Raw genomic sequence first — 17,302 nt, 5'->3', positions numbered from 1 at the left:
GCTTCTTCTTCCCCATGCTCTCCATGATGGACATCATCCTTCCGGGGCCGAAGCCCCTGATCAGGAGTGTCCGTCAAAGCGGATCAAGCCCAAGCACCGAATGGGCCGCTCGCGGCAGGCCCAGCGCTCTAGCCGTGTTGCGTCCAGCGCAACATCGTTGCATCGGTTACGGCTAGCCCGCCAGGAGCGGCCGCCTGGGGACCCGAGCCGGTCCCCTGGCAAAGTCGCAGCTCAACATCATGTGCAACGCGGGTCAGATGTTGCATCCGATGCAATACCGCGCCTTACTCGACGTAGAGCCCTGCAAACGTGCCGTCGAACCCGAGGGCGATCTGACCCTGGGCGAGGGTGGGGTAGTACGTCCAGCTCGGGTCCGTGAGCATCGCGTCGAAGTCCTTGCGGGTGATCTCGGGCTCCAGCCACTGGTGGCCGCAGCGGCAGCGGACCCAGACGTTGCGACGGTGATTGATCAGCAGCCAGTCGCGCCGAGCCTGGCAGCCGGAGCAGACGACCGGCATGCCGCGCAGGGCCAGCTCGTGGGGGCACTGCGCTCCGCGGATCGCGTCCGGTCCGCTGGGCGGCGTCGTCTCGTACTCCAGTTGAAGCAGGGGGTCGCTGGCCGCCGGCTGAATGGCGGTCGCGGCCGGAACCGCGGTGGCGGGCTGTTCGGTGGTTCTGGACACGGGCTGGCTCTCCGTTTGCAGTGCGGGTTCTTGCCCAACACCCGGTCGAAGCGAGTGTCGAGGGGTTTCTGGGTGCCGGTCCGGCGGACGGTAGGTGTCCGCCGGACCGGCTGGTCAGCGCCGGGGGGCCGGGTGACGGGGGTCGGCGGCCGGGCGGGCGGGTGTCGGCGTTGCGGCGCGGGTGTCCGAGCGTCCGCGTGCCGGCTTGTCCCGGGTGATAACGGTCTTCGGCTTGTCGGAGGGGTCGGGGATCGAGGGCAGATCGGCTATGCGGCGGATGCGCCAGACCAGCACGTCGTCGGTGTTGCGGGCGGTGTCGAGTTCCCGCCAGGAGGTGGCTTCCTCCAGGAGGGCCTTCGGATCGTGGCCGGCCTTTTCGGCTTCCGCGAGGGTGGCGGCCAGCGCGTCGTACCGGCGGCCCGCGCCGGTACGGCTCTCCGGTTCGCCGAGTACTGCTCGGATGGTGGCTTCGTGGCGGCGACGTTCGGGCTCGGGCAGGGCCTGGCCCTTCTCGCGCATCGCCCGCATCGGGGTGACGGCGCTCTGCTGGTAGGCGGCGCGGAGGTGGTCAGCTGTCTGGCGGGAGGCGGCTGCCTGCTGGGCGTGACCCCGGGCGGAATGCCAGCGGGCGGCGGCCAAGGCGAGCAGAACGAGGGTGGAGAGCACCATCGCGGTGGCACCGCCATCCTCTCCACGACCCAGCGCTCCGCCGGCGTGGACTATTCCGCGGGCGGCCGAGCGCAGGGCTCGGATGTCGGCGTTCTCCGCCCGGACGTGGGAGCGGGTAGCTCGCTCGAACGTCCGGGCGGCGTCCCGCAGCGCGGCGCGGCTGGCGGCCGGGGAGGTCTGGGCGAGTGCGTCGAGGAGTTCTCCGGCGCCGACGAGCTGGGCGGCGGCCTCGTCGTTGTCCTCGTTGAGGACGGCCGTGGCGCGCTCGGCGATGCCGGCGGCGTCCCGCCGGTTCCGTGCGGGTGCTGACCGGCCGTTGCGGCTGGTGCGCGAGCGCGGCGGCTCGTCGCCGATGGGGCCGTCGGTCAGGCGGCGGCGGATCCGCGGCAGCGAGAGGTCAGGGCCGAGCTTGGACCCGGAGAACCAGATGGGCTCCTTGCTGGCGTTCCGGTCGCCGGGGAGGGCGACGTTGTAGCCGAGGACGTCACCGGAGGGCGCGTGACGGAGCTTCACCCGAAGGCCCGCCTCGCGCAGGCGGGTGAAGAACTCGTCCTCGGTGGCGGCTCCGGCGACGGCCTGGCGGACGGCTTCGCGGAGGGTCTCGCGGGGGGTCTCGGTGCGGCCGGTGCGCTCGGCCTTCCACCGTTCCTGGCTGGTGGGGGTCTGGGCGGCGGTGCCGTCGCCGGGGGTGAGCTGACGCAGGCCGTAGTCCTTCTCTATAAGGCGGGCCTCGGCCTGAGCCTTGGGCCGGTCGAAGCTGAGGTTCGCGAGGCGGCCGTCCTGGCGCACCAGGGTGGCGGCGATGTGGATGTGGTCGGGTGCGTGGCGGACGGCGACCCAGCGGCACGCGGCGGTGTCGCCTTCTGGGGCTATGCCGGTGGCGTGGACGATGCGGCGGGCGATGGCGGCCCACTCGGCGTCGTCGAGGTGGCGGTCCTCGGGCGCGGTACGGACGGAGCAGTGCCAGATCTTCTTGGCTGGTGCGCGGTCGCCGAGGGCCTTCACCGGCTGGTCGAGCTGATCGGCGAGCTTGGCGACTTGGTGTCGTTCGGGGTTGGGGCCCGGGTCAGGTGCGAAGTCGTTCCAGGAGGCGACGAGGTGCTGATCGGTGTGCTCGTTGGCCTTGCCGGGGCCAAAGAGGTAGTTGACGAGGGGGAAGCTGCGGTCGGTGCCGATGCGGATCTTGGGGATCACCGGCGGACCATCCAGGCCACCGCCTCGTCGACTGCGTCGATGGAGGCTCCGACGCGGGCCAGCAGCTGCCGAAGGCCGGCACCCGGCTGGCCGCCGGCGTTGACGTAGTGGGCGAGTTGGTTCAGGTTGTTGCCGACGGCGCCGAGCTGGCGGTTGGACTCCATGAGTTCCTGGATGCCGCGCCGGTAGTCGGCGACGGCGGCGGTCGGGTCGTTGCTGGTGGCGGCGGCGATGGCGGCTGCGGCCGTGTAGCCGCCGGGGGCGAGTTCGACTTGCTGGGCTGCTTGCTGAAGGAGCGCCCACTCGGCATCGCTGAATCGGGGGCAGACACGGTTGGTGCGCGGCACGCTCTGGCGGGAGCGCCGGCGGGCAGTCTCGGAGCTCGCTACGTGCAGCGGTTCCTCCTCTTCTATGGTCGGCACCCCTGGGCCGACTCCCCGGTCGGTGGCAGGCCCCCCTGGGTCTGCCACCGAGCGGGGAGCCTCCGCCCCGTTCGGGGCGGAGGCGGGGTAAGGACTCCTTACCCCATAACTTGCTCCGCCAGGAGCCTGATTGCGGTCACTCACCGGTCCCGGGGTGGTTGCATCGTGGTCGGTGCCGGTCACCGGCTCGTCTCCGTGTCGTACTGCTGGATGTCGCGGACGAGGTCCTCGATCCAATCGATGGCCAGGACCGGGTGGTGGAGAGTCCAGGGGCGGGAGTGCTGGCCTCGTTGGACGGTCCGGGTGCCGTCGAGGCCGATTTCGACGCGGTGGAGGTGTCCGCGCTGGTGGAGGACGGTCAGCCAGGAGTCCGCCTCGGTCCAGGTGGCGGGGGTGGTGCGCATGGCGGGGGCTCCCGTTCGGTGGGATGCAGAGTTGCGGTGGTCGGTTGGTGGGTGGTGACCGGCCGGGGTGACCTTCTCGGTCACCCCGGCCGGTCGGTTATGGTCAGTCCCGGTTGGCGGCGGCGAGCTGGCGCTGTCGCTGCAGTTCGCGGAGCTGGGGCATCAGCTGGGTCAGCGTGTCGCTCGACAGGGTGCGCTTCTGGCCTCGTATCGCCTGGGCGACGATCTGGCGGGTCACCTTGTTGTTCGCCTCCTCGACCGCCTTGTTGGCGATCTCCAGCAGCTCCTCGATGTCCCGGTCGGCCGACCGGCCCCCGCTCTCCGGGTCGGCCCGGTCAGTAACCGGCGGCGCTGTGACCGGGCTGACCGACGGGTCGGTGGCCGAGGTGTCCTCGGCCGGTCGGTCAGTGACCGGCCGGGCGTTGTCCGGCTGACCGCCCAGGTCAGCCGGGTCGGTCACCGTGACTGGCTGGACCACGGTCAGCCTCGGCCGGTCACCCCCGTCAGTGACTGCAGCGACCGGCTGACCGACGGTCACCTGCTCGCTGTCCGCACCGCCGGCCAGTGCGGTCATCCGCTGACCCCGGTCGACGGAGGCAGTGACCTGACCGAGGTCACCGCAGCCGTGTTGGTCAGCCTGGGTGACCGGTCCGCGGGCGATGAGGATGTAGAGGTGGACGGCGCCGGCCAGGGCGAGCGGGGCGATCGTGGACAGGACCGCCACCACGGTGTCGCCCAGCCGCAGGCCACCGGCCGCCGCGCTCTGCTGGTTGAGCCTGACCGCGTGCAGGGCGTTCGCCCACAGGCTCGCGGTGGTCGCCGCGCCGAAGAGCGTCCAGCAGTAGGCCCGTGCCCGCAGCGGCGCGTCGCGCATCACCAGCAGCGCCCGCACCCCATAGGCGATGAACCCGTCGATCACGAGGGGGAAGATGAAGGTGAGGAAACCGCGGACGTGGATGGCGACGGCCATCTGCTGGAGTGCGTCGTAGCTGAGGGCGCACCCGGCGGCGCCGAGGGCGATGACGACGCCCCGGTCCCAGCTTGTGACGTGAGCGCTGGTCGGTGTGGTGGCGATGACGCTGCTCATGCCGCAGTCCCGAAGGCGTCGCGCTCCAGGCGGTTCCTGTCCGCTCCGGCCGTCTGCCCGGTGCGTGCCGCCTGCTGCAGCTCCCGGTTACGGATGGCGCGGCGGGTCTCGCGCAGGAGCTTCAGCGCGTGCTCCTCGCTGATCTTCAGGAGCCAGGCCAGGCGCTCGACCGTGACGCCCTGCCGGTACCCGGCGAGAACAACCGCGCGGCGCTCGGCCTTGGTGAGGTGGATGTCCCGTCCGGCCAGGGTGGCGTTGACGCGGGCGTAGTCGAGACGCTTGGCGAGCTTCTCGTGCAGGGGCTGGCGCTCCTCCTGGGTCAGGCCGCCGCGTATGCCGTGGGTCTCGTTGCCTTCGAGTGCGGCGTCGAGGCAGGCGAGGCGGACCGGGCATTGCCCGCACAGGGACAGGGCGGTGGCGATCTTCTCGGTCTCGTCGGGCCCGGGGAAGAACATCTCCGGGTCGACGGGGTTGTACTCGCTCGGGTGGCAGACGGCCTGGTCCTGCCAGTTGTGGTCGCCGAGCGACCGGTAGCGGGCAGGGTCGGTCGTGGTGGTCATGCGGGGTGCTCCGATCGCTCTCCGCGCGCAGGGCGGCGCCGGCGGAGAGGTGCGTTGGGTCGGTGAAGGGCGAGGCGGCGCGCGGGGGCGCGGCCGGGCAGCGCGGCTCAGGCGGCGCGCTGGAGGCGTCTGCGGTCGACCGGCTCGAACTCGACCCGGGTGGTCATCTGGGCGAGCCGGGAGGTGACGCGGTCACCGAGGTGTGCCTTGAGGTCCCTGATCCGCAGGTTGGTCGTGATCAGGGTCGGGAGCATGTGGTTGTACCGGCGGTTGATCAGCCGGTAGGTCTGTTCCTCGACGAACTCGCTCGACTTGGCGGCGCCGAGGTCGTCGAGGATCAACAGTGGCACCCGGCTGTAGGCCGCGAGCACCCGCTCTGCGTCCGTCCCGGCGCTCGGCCGCAGCTCGGCGTACAGGTCGGCGGCGGTGGTGGCGCGCCAGCGCACGCCGATGCCGGCCTGCACCAGGGCGCGGACCGCGCCGTACGCCTCGTGGGTCTTGCCCGCGCCGACGACTCCGGCCATCAGCAGGCTGGGGCCGGTGGTGAGTTGGCGGCGGGCGCCGGTGCTCGGGGCGACGGCCTGGGCGGCAACCTGCCGCACCCAGGCCAGGACCTGCGGGTGCTCGGCCACCGCGTCACGGTAGCGGGGCAGCATCCCGGCGGACAGGGCATCCAGCGCCGAGTACGACTCGGCGTCGACGGGCAGGGCGTCGACGGCGGCTCGGTCGATGCCCCGGGAAGCCAGGATCCGGGCCATCCGGTCAAGGACCGTGGCGCTGTCCGCGAGGGTCTGCGGGTCACGGCTGCGGCGCATCACAGCTCCTCGGCGTAGGCGGTGGCGGCGTCGACCGGGTTGGTCCACGCGTGGTGGGCGGGCACGTTAGGCCGCAATCCCGGCCGGGCCAAACCGGCGATTCGTGCGTTCATGGCGTCGTTGACCAGGCTCGGCAACCGGGAGGGGTGGCCCTGGATCTCGGCGAACCGCCGCAGCCCGGCCCGGACGTGCTCCGGCGCGATGCCCTCGGCTAGCAGCGCCTTGGCGACCTTGCCGAGGTGGCCGATCACGCTGCCCGGGGGCCGCTCGGCGCAGGCGGCGACGTACTCGCCGACGAGCTGGTTGGCCGAGACGGTGGTGCCGGGCGCGTCGCGCCCCGTAGGGAAAGAAGATCCAGGATCCAAGATCCTAGATCCAGGCGCCGAGGGCTCCGGGAGGTTTCGGGGAGCCTTCGGTGAATCCTCGTCGAAACCGTTCTGACCTGCGGTTATCTTCGGGCGCCCGACAAGCTTCTGCTCAATGTCGAGCAGGGTGTCGGGCGCGGTGGCGGGGGTGGGCAGAGCGGGGACGGGAGGCGCCGACGAGGGCTCAGCCAGCCGGGCAAGGACTCCCGGAGTGTTCGCCGAATCGTCGGCGAAGCCTCGGGGAGCGTTCGCCGACGGCGCCCCGACGCCTACGGGCTCGATCGGGGAGGCGGTGGCGCGCTGGGTGCACGGGCCCTTGCAGGGGCCGCACCGCTCCGGCGCACAGTGCGGGCAGGAGGGCAGCCGGGACAGACTGGGCTTGTCGATCTTCTGGTGGCGGTCCCACGTGATGTAGTGGAGGTACCGCTTGCCGTCGCAGCCGGTGTACCGGTGGATCAGCCCGACGCGCTCCATCTGCATGAGGTGGTCCTCGACGTCGACTGGTGTCTGGTCGGCGCGCACCACCCACAGCTTCCCGTAGATGACGGCCGCGTGGTCCTTGTGACGTCCGCGGTCGTCGCACTCGGTGGCCAGGCCGAAGAAGGTGCGCTCGGCGTAGATGGTCAGCTCGGCGAGCGTCTCGGAGACGTAGGCCTCGGGCTTGACCGGCCGGATCCGCGACATGTCAGCGGCTCCGGGTGGTGACGCTGTGGCTTCCGCCGGGGACGAGCTGCCCGGTGGCGAGGTCCAGGGTGTGCGGGCGGGTCCAGTCCGCGTCCGGCCAGGTCCGCAGGACCCAGCGTGCGGCGATGCCCGCCTTGATCCGGCTCAGCCGGATCGGAGTGCCGTCCGCGTTCGTCGCGCGGGCGTAGGGGTGCGGCCACTGGGCGGCGGGGTCGTTGAGGCTCACGCGGATGGCGGTCGCACCCGGGATCATGCCTCTGAGCTGCACCGCGAGGCGGCGGTGGCGGCCTGTTTCCGGGCAGGCGAGGGTTCCGCTGGGCATGGCGAGCATGCGATACTCCGGCTGTTCGTAGGAGCGCGCGGCGGTTCTCTCGTGCAAGGAAGTCCCGCCGCTGCGTGGTGGTGAATCGGTGCCCTTCGGGGCGCCGGCCCGGCGTCCAGGAGTTGGTAGCTCCAGGGCGCCGGTCGCTTTTCCGGTCCTCGCGGACCGGGACGGTGAGGTTGCCCTCCCGTCGTTGTTCGCCGCCTGCTGTGGCGGCGGGAGCACGACCATAGGGGGACCGGGCTCACAGATCCAGCCCGTTAACGGCCCTCCTGACCAGGCATGACGCGCTCTGCCCCGTCGGCCCCAACCCCCAGAGCGTCCAGTGGCTCCGCTCGGCCATGACTACGGCGGGTTGCCGCGGAAGCAGTCGAGACGCAGGCAGGACGTGGCAGCACGTCCTGCCAACGTCTCGACTGCGCTCTCACTCGCGGTGACACCTGTCCCGCGTGGGAAACCTGGCCATGCCGGCCGACCCAGCCACTTACCGTCACCGCGTTTGCTGAGACATCGTGACTTGACTCCCTATCAAACAATCTGCGCAGGTCTGATCCGCAGGGATGACATTAGGTTTCGACGCGGATATCGGTCAACAAATTCGAGGTATCTACGCGGGTAGCAGGACGCAATTTTCAGGGACTGAGAAACGATCTTGATTCGACCATCGATGAACGCTCCGCAACCAGACGTGCGGGGCGACCCACCACCATCCACCTGCCCATTTCACGGTGAGCGAGCAGCCGATCGCAACTACTCAGAGCGACGTGACCAATACCACTTGATACATGATCTTGGAATCCCGCATAAGCTCTCCCCTATGCGCGCAGGCGGAATCGACCGCTTCCCTGCCAGGTATATTCCATGTCCGAAGCGCCGCAAGGGCGTGATGCTTCGTCAAGAAACCACCATGCAACATTTAGGGTTTAACAACATGCGAGCCATTGCTGTGAGGCAGTTCGGCGGTCCCGAAATGCTGGAACTGTGCGACATGCCCGAGCCGGCGGTCCGTCCCGGCCACCTGAGGCTCCGCACCCGTCTGGCGGGCGTCAACTATGCCGACATCCACCTGCGCGAGGGCACGTACCCCGCTCCGATGCCCTGCCCCTTCATCCCCGGGAACGAGGTCCTCGGCACCGGCGAGGACGGGCGCCGCTTCGTCGCGCTCGGGCGCGGCGGTGGCTACGCCGAGACCGTGTCGGCCCACAAGAAGCTGACCTTCGAGGTGCCGGACAGCGTGGGCGACCACGACGCCATCGCGCTCATGCTCCAGGGCAACACGGCCTGGCACCTGCTCCACACCGACCTGCGCCTGACCGCCGAGGACACCATCCTGATCCCGGCCGCCGCCGGAGGTGTCGGTTCCCTCGCCGTCCAGCTCGCCAAGCGCGTCGGCGCGAAGGTCGTGGCCATGGCCGGCACCGAGGCCAAGCGCGAGATCGCCACCGCCCTCGGAGCCGATGCCGTCGTCGACTCCTCCACCGCCGACGGCCTCACCGAGCGAATCGTCGACGCCGCCGGCGGACACGTGACGGCCGCGCTCGAAATGACCGGTGGAGACGTCTTCCACGCCACCCTCAACGCGCTGACTCCCCGGGGCAGGCTCAGTGTCTTCGGAGCGGTCACCGGCGTCAACGGGCTCGTACCGATCACCCAGCTCGTCGCCGGGTCCAAGTCCGTGACCGGTTTCTGGCTCCCCAGCCTCTACCCGTCGCGCACCCACCTCAACGAGTCGATGAACGCCCTGTTCACCGCCGTCGCCGACGGCTGGCTCAAGCCGCTGCGCGGCCGCAGCTACCGGCTCGGCCAGGCCCGGCAGGCACACCACGATCTCGCCGCCCGCCTCACCACCGGCAAGACCGTCCTCGACCTGGACAGCTGACCACCCCGGTCTCCGATAGCCCTCGCCCGCCCGCACCACGCGGGACCGCGGCAACCGTGGTCGCGTCCTCGGTAGGCGCGCCAACCCTCAAACGGAACCACCAACCATGACCAGCACCGTGAACGACAGCGTGCCAGGGCAGCGCCGGCACGTCGCACCAGCGGGCCGCCCGGCCTCGTCCCTCGCTGCTCGCGCCTACGCCGTCCAGCAGGCCTTCACCCGCCTGCCGGGCGAGGTCCACGCCCTGCGCGAGATCGCCGACGCCGCCGGGCTGGACCGCGCCACCACCCACCGCATCCTCCAAACCGGCGTCGCCGACGCCGACGGCGTCTTCGAACAGGTCGGGCGGGGCCTCTACCGCCTCGGCACCGCAACCGCCCGGGCCGGGGTCCAGGCCATGGCCCACACCCCCAACGCCGCCTCCACCCACCACTTCCTCGAGCGGCTCAACCGCGCCACCGGCGGCCTCGCCCTGCTGTACGTGCTCAGCCCGCTGGGCGGTGCCCGCCGCCTGTGCACCGACTACGTGCTCGGCGACCTGGACCCCGCCGAGGTGGGCATGACCGCTGAGGACGTCGTCTCCGTCTCGCGGTCGCTTCGCACCGGCGCGTCCGGGCGCGTCATCCTGGCCCACCTGCCCCGGAGCATCCAGGACCAGGTCCTCGCCGAGGAGGTACCCGCGACCGCCGGCCCCGGCGTCATTCGCGACAACGACGCGCTCGCCGCCTCCCTCGCGGAAATCCGGCAACTCGGCTTCGGCGTCGGCCGCCAGGAGTGCATGGCCGGCTGGGACTCGGTAGCCGCACCGGTCCTGTGGCGGGACTCGATCATGGGCGCCGTCCTCATGCTCAAGCCGAGCAGTGAAATGCCCGCCGACCTGCGACCACTGATCTACCACACGCTCAAAACGGCTGAGGACATCAGCCGACTCACCGCAACGCCCCTCTCGGCCGTCGTGTAGGCACCGCACCCACCGCTGGCGCTGCCGCCCCGCGATCACCCCGCGGGACGGCAGCGCTCAGTGTGGACCCCCAACTGATCGGAAGCGCCTGGGCCGTGCTCTTTTGACGTCGCCGAACCTCCCCTCAGGCTCTCCGGGTAGCCTTCGAGGAAGGCGGAGCAGAGGGGCTGAGGCATCCAATGAACAGCGAGCGCAGCGGGTGGCTCCCGTCCGCGTGGGTGGCCCGCGAGCAGGTCTCGTACGACGAAGTTCGCGCTGCGAACGGGGCGTTGTGGTGGCTGCAGTCCGACCCCGATCTCGGTGGGGCGCGAAGGCTCATGCGGGCCGGCATCACGGGAGTTGCCGAATCTCAGACCCCTCCCGATGCGTCCGTCGGAGGGTACCTGCACGCCTACGGCGGCGGCTCCTATGCGGTTGCAGACAGCGCCGTGTGGTTCGTCAGGGCCGAGGACAGCAAGATCTACCGCATCGAAGCCGGGAACGGGCCCGAGCTGGTCGTATCCTCCGATGACGGCTACGCGTACGGCGATCTGTGGTTCTCACCGGCCGAATCCCTGCTCGCCGTCCGCGGCGACGAGGCTGGAGACGAGATCGTCGAGGTATCGCACGGCGGCCTCCGGGTGTTGGTTCGCTCGACCGGATTCCTGGCGGCTCCCCGGCAGCGCGGCGGCCTCCTTGCCTATCTCGAATGGGGCCGCGACGAAATGCCCTGGGATGCCTCGCGGCTCCGCCTTGCCGAGCTCGGCCCGCGGCGGGCCGGGACGAATCGCATTGTTGCGGGCGGCGAGCACGAGTCCGTCGTTCAGCCCCACTGGGGTCCCGAGGGGCATCTGTACTTCCTGTCCGATCGCAACGGTTGGTGGAACCTGTACCGCTACGCGGACAACCAGGTCGAAGCTGTCGCCCCACTGGACGCCGACTGCGCTGCAGCACCATGGGAGGGCGGCTACCAGTCGTACGTGATCACCGCGTCCGGCGAGGTCGTTCTCACCGCGAACGACGGGATCCGGACCGATTTGGTGGCGGTCGGACGTGACGGTCAGCGCCGGCGGTGCGCGGCGAACCTCTCGTCGGTGAAGCCCTATCTCGGTGTGCTGGGTAACAGCGTCGCTGTCATCGGATCGACCCCGGTCAGTCGCCCGAGCGTGTATCTGATCGACCTCGCGCTCGACGCCGGCCGGTCCGCTCATCCGATCTCCCCGGCCGAGGACAGGGCGCCCGAATGGGGGGTCTCGCCTCCTACCGAGCAAGCGGTCAAGTCCGCCGAGTGGGATGTGCGTTACCTTCTCCACCGTCCCCACGACCGAGGTCCTGTTCCTCTGATCGTTCGAGCCCATCCCGGGCCCACGGACGATGTGCCGCTCCGCCTCGACTGGACGATTCAGTTCTTCGTCAGCCGCGGCTACGCCGTCGCCGAGGTCGCCTACCGCGGCAGCACCGGGCAGGGACGCGCCTTCCGCCAGTCCCTGCACGGTCACTGGGGTGAGTACGACGTCGACGACTGCGCTCTGGTGGCCGAGCAGCTGGTGGCGGACGGCGTCGGCGCTCCAGGTGCCGTCTTCATCAGCGGCGCGAGCGCCGGCGGCTACACCGCCCTGCAGGCAGCCTGCCGACCGGGTCCCTTCACCGGAGCGACGGCGACATCGGCCATCATCGACCCCGCCCGATGGCGGGAGTCCGTACCCGCATTCCAGCGGCCACACGCCGCCATCCTCGCGGGACCGGCCGGCGCGGTACAGGCGGGAGCTGTCGAAGCACCTCTTCTGCTGATCCACGGAACAGCCGACGAGATCTCTTCTGCCGGCGACGCCATGCAGCTGGCCGACGATCTTGCGGCGCTGGACCACGACCACGAGGTTCTGCTCCTGGACGACGGCGATCACTACCTCTCGGCACCGGAGCACTTGGAGCAGGCGCTGCGGGTCGAACTCGCCTTCTACGAACGCCTCATCCGATCCGCCGCATGCTGAACGCGAGCTGATCCGCGTCGGGCAACACCTCCCGTGCGAAGTCGCGCAGCCCGGCGACCGAAGCGTGGCTCGCGTGCGGCTCCAGCTCGGCGAGGAGGCCGGCGACCCGCTGCACACAACGGCCGGAGCCCGTACGGGCTGCGTACCCCACGGCTTCGGTGCCGACCGTACAGGCCTGGTCGAGGTCGCCCGTTCGAAGCCATGTCGAGGCCAGCAGGGTGGCGTCGATCGCAAGGCGTCGGACCTTGTCGCGGCCGACACCGTCGAGGGCATCGGCCAGTTGGTGGCGGGCTGCCGGGGCGTGCCCGAGATCGTGCAGGCAGTGCGCTGCCTCGTCCGCCAGGTAGGCCGGGGTGAAGTAGCTGATCCAGCCCGGCTCGTCCTCAGGGTCCGCACCGTCGAGCAGCGACTCCGCCTGGACGAGCAGTCGGCTGGCCTCGGATTCCTCCCCCATCCGGGCATGGGCGCGGGCGAGTACGGCGGTGATGGCAGCCCGGGTGGCCGGGCTGGCCGAGGTGCCGGCTGCGGCGTGTGCGGACGACACCCACGTCAGCGCGATCTCGGGCCGGCCGCAGTGCAGGGCCAGGTGCCCGAGGTTGACCGCCACAAGGTAGGCGCCGTAGGGCCGATCGTTCGCGGCAGCGGTCAACGTGAGTGCACGTTGGTAGTAGGACTGCGCCAGCTCGTGATCCCCGGTGTCCACCGCCTGGTAGCCCGCGAGCTCGAGGAATCCCGTGGCAACGCGAGCCCGATGCCTGACCACCTCCTCGGTGGCCGCCGGGCGGCCGAGCAGATCAGCCAGCTCACCGCTGATGTAGGCGGCCACTTGGGGCGCATACCGGCGAGCCCCGTAGGTGTGGTCCAACTGCCGGAACATGCCCAGCGTGCCTTCGGCAACATCGATCTCATCAGCCGTGGCCCAAAGGCAGCCGCCCACCATCCTCGAGTCCGCTGCCGGACCGGCAGCGACCCAATCGATGATTCGCGTGTTGCTGTCGCCCAGTTGAGCGCCGACGAGGTGCACTGTTGAGCGACGAGCAGCGAGTCGCACGGGTGACTCGCCGGTCGACTCCACCGACGACATGTCCGGCTCGGAGGTTGTGGCAGCGCACGCGCTCTGGATCAGGTCCTGCAACTCATCCAGGCTGACGCCGAGCTCCTCCGCAAGCCTGGGACGCTGCCACGGACGGGGCTCCCCTTTCCCTCGCTCCCAGCGCCCAACCGTGGACCGATCAAGGCACAGTGCCTCGGCGAGGCTCTCCTGCGTGTGACCCGCCGCATCACGCTGGACTGCCAGCGCTGATCGCTTTCTGACCACCATCGACTGACTTCCCGGACCTCGTGCTTCCGACGTCGATGCAGCTCAGAGCAGACTTTGCCACATCAACACCCCATGTATCCGCCAAGTTTGCTCTGTTTCTCGCGTCTTCGTGGTGCTTCTGTAGGACCCGTCGGCGAAAGTCGACGGTCCCGAAGACCGCACGCTGCCGTCGGCCCGGCCGTCAGGCATCGACCGCACACGCCCAGGGCCAGCTCCCTCACATGCACAATTCCAAGGACCTGTCATGCCCACAACCATCAATCTTGTGACCACCGCGAGGTTCTGTGCGGTGGGACCGGCTCGTCGACAGATCGCCAAGGCCGTGGCAGACCTCGGTGTCGACCTCGTCGACGACGAGGAGTTCAAGCTTCAGACCTGCTTGTCCGAGCTCCTGACCAACGCCATCACGCACGGCCACGGTGGCGAGGTCCAGGACGGCAGTGCGGCGCTCGCCTACGGAGTGCAGATCCGCCAGGAGACGGGCCGAATCCGCGTGTGGGTCGCAGACCCCGGACGCAGCATGCCGCAGCCCAGGCAGGCCGGGGCGGACGCCACCAACGGTCGCGGTCTTCAGCTCGTGAACACTCTGGCCGCCGCCTTCGGCTGGGAATCCTCACCGATCGGTGCGGAACCGGCCTGCGCGAAGATCGTGTGGTTCGAGATCGCCGTCTCCGCGCTCGCTTGCACCGCGGTCGGATCTGCCTCGCAGGCGGCGACACCCGCTGGCAGCGACGGCCAGGACGTGCTCCTTTCGACGCTGGGGTGCCTCCCCGGTGGCGTTGCGCCCAGTCGGCGCTCGCCCACTGGCGACAAGCGCACCTGCGCGGTGCAGGTGGTCGGGCGCACCCGTGGACTGCACCTGTGTGCTGTCGCCGGCCCGGAGTAGAGCGCCACGTCGCTCGGTTTCACCGACGAGGCGGTCGTGCGCGGCTTCGCCCAGGCATGAGCCCCGGGCCGACTGCGGTGTCCCCTACTCCCAGCCGACCCACTCCAATTCCTCGTTCCTTCCCCCTCCCGTTGGAGACTCTCATGAGCACCGCACCCCGGCCCGGGGCCGAATCCACGGTCACCGTGCCCGACCTGCTGTCCGCCCCGCACCTGGTCGACGTCACCCAGCCTGGCATGGCGGGCCTGGCCCAGTGGCTGGCGAAGCAGGGCGCTGACGTCACCGGGTCCGTAGCCCCCACGGACGAGCGGCACCCGCATCAGACCGTCGAGAGACTGACGGCGGCCGGGGTCCGGGTCCGGCTGGGCTTTCAGCCCGAGCACGTGGGTGAGGACCGGACGGCCGTGGTGTGGTCCGGGCTCGTGATCGGCCCCCATTCGGAACTCGATCGGGCCCAGGAGCTGCGGCTGCCGGTACTCGCCCGCGCCCATGCGCTGTCCGCGGTGTGTGCGCAGAGCGGGATCGAGGCGGTGGCCGTTGGCGGCAGCCACAGCACCGCGACGGCGGCGGCGGTGCTGGCCGCCGCCCTCGATGACGGCCTGACGGGTTGGATCCTGAACGCTCCGGCCCGCGGCCAGGCAGTCGGACACGGCGCGCCTGCGCGGCTCGTCGTGGACCTCTGCCCCGACACGGCGACCCACGAGGCCGCTCCGCCCGACGCCTGGAAACACCGGCCCGCCACCCGGTACCTCGGCGCCCGCCCGAAGCCGGCCGTGGCGCTGATCACGGCCACCAGCGCGAACGCTCCGCACTACGTGGACAACATCGAGGGCCTCGACGCGGCCGAGCACCTCGCCCGCTCGGCCACCATGGTCGTCCTGCCGACGTGGGACAACGGCATCAAGATCCTGCGCGAGCGCCTGGGCAACCGTCCCGGCCCTCGCGTCGTCACCGTCGGCCTCGGCGAGACGGACGAGATCCGAATCCTGGTGCCCCGCTGGATGGGTGAGGCCTACCACCTCACCCTCCAGTACCGCGGCGAGCGGCATGCGTTCGTCCTTCCGATCGCGGGCCGTCACCACGCTCTGGCCGCCTGTGCGGCCATCGCCACCGCCCTGGTCCTGGGCGAGGACGCCGGCGAGATCGCCGAACGCCTCGGCGCCTTCCTTGGCGTCGAACGCTCGCTGACTGTCCTCGGGACACATTCACGCATCACCGTGGTGGAGTCCCGTGCCCGCCACCCGAGGGAAATCTCCGAGGACGTCGCAGCTGCCCGGTGGTTGACCGAGGGCTCGGTGACCGCAGTCCTTGAGCCCGATGGCTTCGCCCGTGCCTCCGCTCACGCCGACGAGCTCGGTACTGCTCTCGGCGGCGCCGACACGGCCGTACTGCTGCCGGTCAGCACCCCGCTCACCATCGTGGACGCCGACGACCCGCTCGACGACATCGCCGCTGCCGCCCGCAAGGCGCTCGGCTCCGACCACGTACACCGGGTGCGGTCGGGCCCGTGCGAGCCCGGCATCGAGCAACTGATCGCCTCCGTCAGCGAGCCCGGTGACCTCGTCCTCGTGATCGGCACGTCCGCCGCCGCCCACCTCGGGCCGCGCCTGCTCGCCCACCTCGCCTCCCTCGTCCCGCAACCGCGCTGACCACCGCGCCTCAGACCTGCATGCCACTCTCCCGACGCCCCGACCGGCCCGTTTCTCGCGCCGCGGCCGAACCAACTGACGGCGTGGGACCCCGGCGTCGAGTCAGCCGCCCCCGCCAGCGGCTTGCTGCTCAGTGTCCAGGTTCACCACCCGCTTTGCCTGGGATCTTCGCCGTCACCAGGTATGCACCGCGGCTGCCGTCCGCCGTCTGGTCAGCCGCCTTACCGCCAGTCGAGTTATCGCCACTCACGTCGGCCGGCCAACTGGCTGGCCAACAGCCACCGCACCACCAGCACCGCCCCATGGCGGCCGTCCGGGCCAGGGCCGCACACCGTCAATCACGGAGAGAAGATGTGAACGCGCGATCACTCCAAGCATCCAGCCGAACGAGTCGCACGAGGGCGGAGGCGGCCGAGGCTTCGACAAGCAGCCGCGAGCTGGACCGGATCCTGCGCGACCGGGATGCCGTCCTGGTTCAATTCGCCGCTCTCGACGACTTGCCGCGCACCGCGCCCGAGCTGCTGAGCGCCGGTCTGGCCAGGACGCCGACCGCCCCAGCGGCGCTGTTGCGTCTGCTGTATCGAGCGCGGTCCCTGCCGATCCCGTGTGTGCTCGTGGCCCCTGTACTGGACCAGGACCTGGAGTGCCGCCTGACAGCACTGCGGGTACCCGGCTTGTGGTCCGCCGCCGTCAGCGCCGTCGAACATCTGACAGCCGGTACCAACCCCTTCCGTGCGGCGGCCACTCAAGTGAACGTGGACACCACACGCTGCCTGGCAGTTGCCCACCCCGCAGCCATCGGGTCGGCCGCTGCCAGCGGTGCGTCCGTGGTCATCAGCAGTTCCGGGTCCATTGAACGTCGTGCGGTGGCAGATCGTGCGCTCACCGAGCTGGAACGCGCCGTAGCCCTCCTCATTGCTCTGGGCCACACCGGGGAGAGCGCTGCCAAAATCCTCAAGAAGAGCCGCTCCACCGTGGCGACGACGGCAGTGCGTTTGAACAAGAGGTACGGATTCCAGGATCGGTCCCACACCCTCGCCCGGCTGATCACTGACGGACTCCTCGACACCGCTCCACTGCGCGACGCCCTGCCGTCGCAACTGCCCGCGCTGGAGCCGCTGGAGCTCGAAGCCGTCACCCTGCTGGCCGGCAACGACCTTCCGGCGACCGCGCGGATCATGAAGATTCCGGAACGGGCCGTCGAGCGCCTGCTCAAGCAGGCTGCCGGACGCTGGGGCACGACCAACCGCACCCACACCATCACAGTCGCCCTGGCGACCGACGCCATACCCACCGCCGCAGCCCGTCCCGACGCAGCACAGCAGCGCGGAGGGCCATGAGACCACGCCGCCGCCCGGCCGGTTCCTGCGGTGGCCTGTGGTCCTGGGCCACCGTGGCCACGCGCCCCGTAGTCCCATCCTCCTGACAAAG

General features: G+C 70.3%; 16 protein-coding genes and 1 pseudogene. 6 read left to right on the top strand and 11 right to left on the bottom strand.

Annotation, left to right across the window (positions count from 1 at the left end; genetic code table 11):
• Positions 1-284: 284 nt before the first annotated feature.
• From AB0J08_RS34225 to AB0J08_RS34185, 9 genes are all read right to left on the bottom strand, one after another.
• Complete coding sequence (locus AB0J08_RS34225) at positions 285-683, bottom strand: hypothetical protein (RefSeq protein WP_360641883.1); 399 nt, start codon at positions 681-683, stop codon at positions 285-287.
• Positions 684-797: 114 nt separating this feature from the next.
• On the bottom strand, positions 798-2,546 hold the full coding sequence (locus AB0J08_RS34220) for a mobilization protein (protein WP_360641881.1): 1,749 nt from the start codon (positions 2,544-2,546) through the stop codon (positions 798-800).
• A complete protein-coding gene (locus tag AB0J08_RS34215; protein ID WP_360641879.1) occupies positions 2,543-2,968 on the bottom strand; it encodes a MobC family plasmid mobilization relaxosome protein in 426 nt (141 codons plus the stop codon). Before AB0J08_RS34215 ends, AB0J08_RS34220 begins: the two co-directional genes overlap by 4 nt.
• A gap of 179 nt (positions 2,969-3,147) precedes the next feature.
• The gene (locus AB0J08_RS34210; protein WP_360641877.1) at positions 3,148-3,372 is read right to left on the bottom strand and encodes a hypothetical protein; all 225 of its coding nucleotides are present in this window, start codon (positions 3,370-3,372) and stop codon (positions 3,148-3,150) included.
• Between the two features lie 103 nt (positions 3,373-3,475).
• Positions 3,476-4,459, bottom strand: coding sequence for a DUF2637 domain-containing protein (locus tag AB0J08_RS34205; protein ID WP_360641876.1), 984 nt, complete (start codon positions 4,457-4,459; stop codon positions 3,476-3,478).
• Positions 4,456-5,019, bottom strand: a complete 564-nt coding sequence (locus tag AB0J08_RS34200) for a WhiB family transcriptional regulator (protein ID WP_360641874.1) — start codon at positions 5,017-5,019, stop codon at positions 4,456-4,458. The genes AB0J08_RS34205 and AB0J08_RS34200 overlap by 4 nt, the downstream gene beginning before the upstream one ends.
• A 107-nt stretch (positions 5,020-5,126) precedes the next feature.
• Positions 5,127-5,834 carry an ATP-binding protein gene (locus AB0J08_RS34195; protein ID WP_360641872.1) on the bottom strand — a complete coding sequence of 236 codons (708 nt, stop codon included), beginning with the start codon at positions 5,832-5,834 and terminating at the stop codon, positions 5,127-5,129.
• The gene (locus AB0J08_RS34190; protein WP_360641870.1) at positions 5,834-6,883 is read right to left on the bottom strand and encodes a hypothetical protein; all 1,050 of its coding nucleotides are present in this window, start codon (positions 6,881-6,883) and stop codon (positions 5,834-5,836) included. Before AB0J08_RS34190 ends, AB0J08_RS34195 begins: the two co-directional genes overlap by 1 nt.
• A gap of 1 nt (position 6,884) precedes the next feature.
• Entirely contained in the window at positions 6,885-7,205 is a 321-nt protein-coding gene (locus tag AB0J08_RS34185; RefSeq protein WP_360641868.1) for a transcriptional regulator, read from the bottom strand.
• Positions 7,206-8,136: 931 nt separating this feature from the next.
• On the opposite strand from AB0J08_RS34185, the gene AB0J08_RS34180 reads away from it, so the two are divergent.
• The 3 genes from AB0J08_RS34180 (at position 8,137) to AB0J08_RS34170 (ending at position 12,015) form a co-directional block, all read left to right on the top strand.
• Complete coding sequence (locus AB0J08_RS34180) at positions 8,137-9,084, top strand: zinc-binding dehydrogenase (RefSeq protein WP_360641866.1); 948 nt, start codon at positions 8,137-8,139, stop codon at positions 9,082-9,084.
• A 106-nt stretch (positions 9,085-9,190) separates the two neighbouring features.
• Complete coding sequence (locus AB0J08_RS34175) at positions 9,191-10,045, top strand: IclR family transcriptional regulator C-terminal domain-containing protein (RefSeq protein WP_360641864.1); 855 nt, start codon at positions 9,191-9,193, stop codon at positions 10,043-10,045.
• 179 nt (positions 10,046-10,224) lie between these two features.
• Positions 10,225-12,015, top strand: a complete 1,791-nt coding sequence (locus AB0J08_RS34170) for a prolyl oligopeptidase family serine peptidase (protein ID WP_360641862.1) — start codon at positions 10,225-10,227, stop codon at positions 12,013-12,015.
• On the opposite strand, the gene AB0J08_RS34165 is transcribed toward AB0J08_RS34170, so the two are convergent.
• Both AB0J08_RS34165 and AB0J08_RS34160 read right to left on the bottom strand, forming a co-directional pair.
• Entirely contained in the window at positions 11,993-13,150 is a 1,158-nt protein-coding gene (locus AB0J08_RS34165; RefSeq protein ID WP_360641885.1) for a hypothetical protein, read from the bottom strand. The two genes, AB0J08_RS34170 and AB0J08_RS34165, sit on opposite strands and share 23 nt — an antisense overlap.
• A pseudogene (locus AB0J08_RS34160) lies at positions 13,151-13,336 on the bottom strand (helix-turn-helix transcriptional regulator); the annotation flags it as partial.
• A gap of 244 nt (positions 13,337-13,580) precedes the next feature.
• Between AB0J08_RS34160 and AB0J08_RS34155 the strand changes: the two are divergent.
• From AB0J08_RS34155 to AB0J08_RS34145, 3 genes are all read left to right on the top strand, one after another.
• Positions 13,581-14,222 carry an ATP-binding protein gene (locus AB0J08_RS34155; protein WP_360641860.1) on the top strand — a complete coding sequence of 214 codons (642 nt, stop codon included), beginning with the start codon at positions 13,581-13,583 and terminating at the stop codon, positions 14,220-14,222.
• A gap of 143 nt (positions 14,223-14,365) precedes the next feature.
• Complete coding sequence (locus tag AB0J08_RS34150; RefSeq protein ID WP_360641858.1) at positions 14,366-15,871, top strand: Mur ligase domain-containing protein; 1,506 nt, start codon at positions 14,366-14,368, stop codon at positions 15,869-15,871.
• A 353-nt stretch (positions 15,872-16,224) separates the two neighbouring features.
• The gene (locus AB0J08_RS34145) at positions 16,225-17,211 is read left to right on the top strand and encodes a helix-turn-helix transcriptional regulator (RefSeq protein ID WP_360641856.1); all 987 of its coding nucleotides are present in this window, start codon (positions 16,225-16,227) and stop codon (positions 17,209-17,211) included.
• The last annotated feature ends 91 nt before the right edge of the window (positions 17,212-17,302 follow it).

Origin of the sequence: Kitasatospora sp. NPDC050463 (genome assembly GCF_040655255.1) — a bacterium.
GTDB lineage: Bacteria > Actinomycetota > Actinomycetes > Streptomycetales > Streptomycetaceae > Kitasatospora.
The sequence above is the reverse complement of the archived record's forward strand: the minus strand, read 5'-3'. Positions and strand labels throughout refer to the sequence as shown.

Bases quoted from the DNA above. Each gene is read 5' to 3' on its own strand.
- AB0J08_RS34210 (WP_360641877.1), bottom strand. From the start codon at position 3,372: ATGCGCACCACCCCCGCCACCTGGACCGAGGCGGACTCCTGGCTGACC.
- AB0J08_RS34205 (WP_360641876.1), bottom strand. From the start codon at position 4,459: ATGAGCAGCGTCATCGCCACCACACCGACCAGCGCTCACGTCACAAGC.
- AB0J08_RS34200 (WP_360641874.1), bottom strand. From the start codon at position 5,019: ATGACCACCACGACCGACCCTGCCCGCTACCGGTCGCTCGGCGACCAC.
- AB0J08_RS34195 (WP_360641872.1), bottom strand. From the start codon at position 5,834: ATGCGCCGCAGCCGTGACCCGCAGACCCTCGCGGACAGCGCCACGGTC.
- AB0J08_RS34190 (WP_360641870.1), bottom strand. From the start codon at position 6,883: ATGTCGCGGATCCGGCCGGTCAAGCCCGAGGCCTACGTCTCCGAGACG.
- AB0J08_RS34185 (WP_360641868.1), bottom strand. From the start codon at position 7,205: ATGCCCAGCGGAACCCTCGCCTGCCCGGAAACAGGCCGCCACCGCCGC.
- AB0J08_RS34180 (WP_360641866.1), top strand. From the start codon at position 8,137: ATGCGAGCCATTGCTGTGAGGCAGTTCGGCGGTCCCGAAATGCTGGAA.
- AB0J08_RS34175 (WP_360641864.1), top strand. From the start codon at position 9,191: ATGACCAGCACCGTGAACGACAGCGTGCCAGGGCAGCGCCGGCACGTC.
- AB0J08_RS34170 (WP_360641862.1), top strand. From the start codon at position 10,225: ATGAACAGCGAGCGCAGCGGGTGGCTCCCGTCCGCGTGGGTGGCCCGC.
- AB0J08_RS34155 (WP_360641860.1), top strand. From the start codon at position 13,581: ATGCCCACAACCATCAATCTTGTGACCACCGCGAGGTTCTGTGCGGTG.
- AB0J08_RS34150 (WP_360641858.1), top strand. From the start codon at position 14,366: ATGAGCACCGCACCCCGGCCCGGGGCCGAATCCACGGTCACCGTGCCC.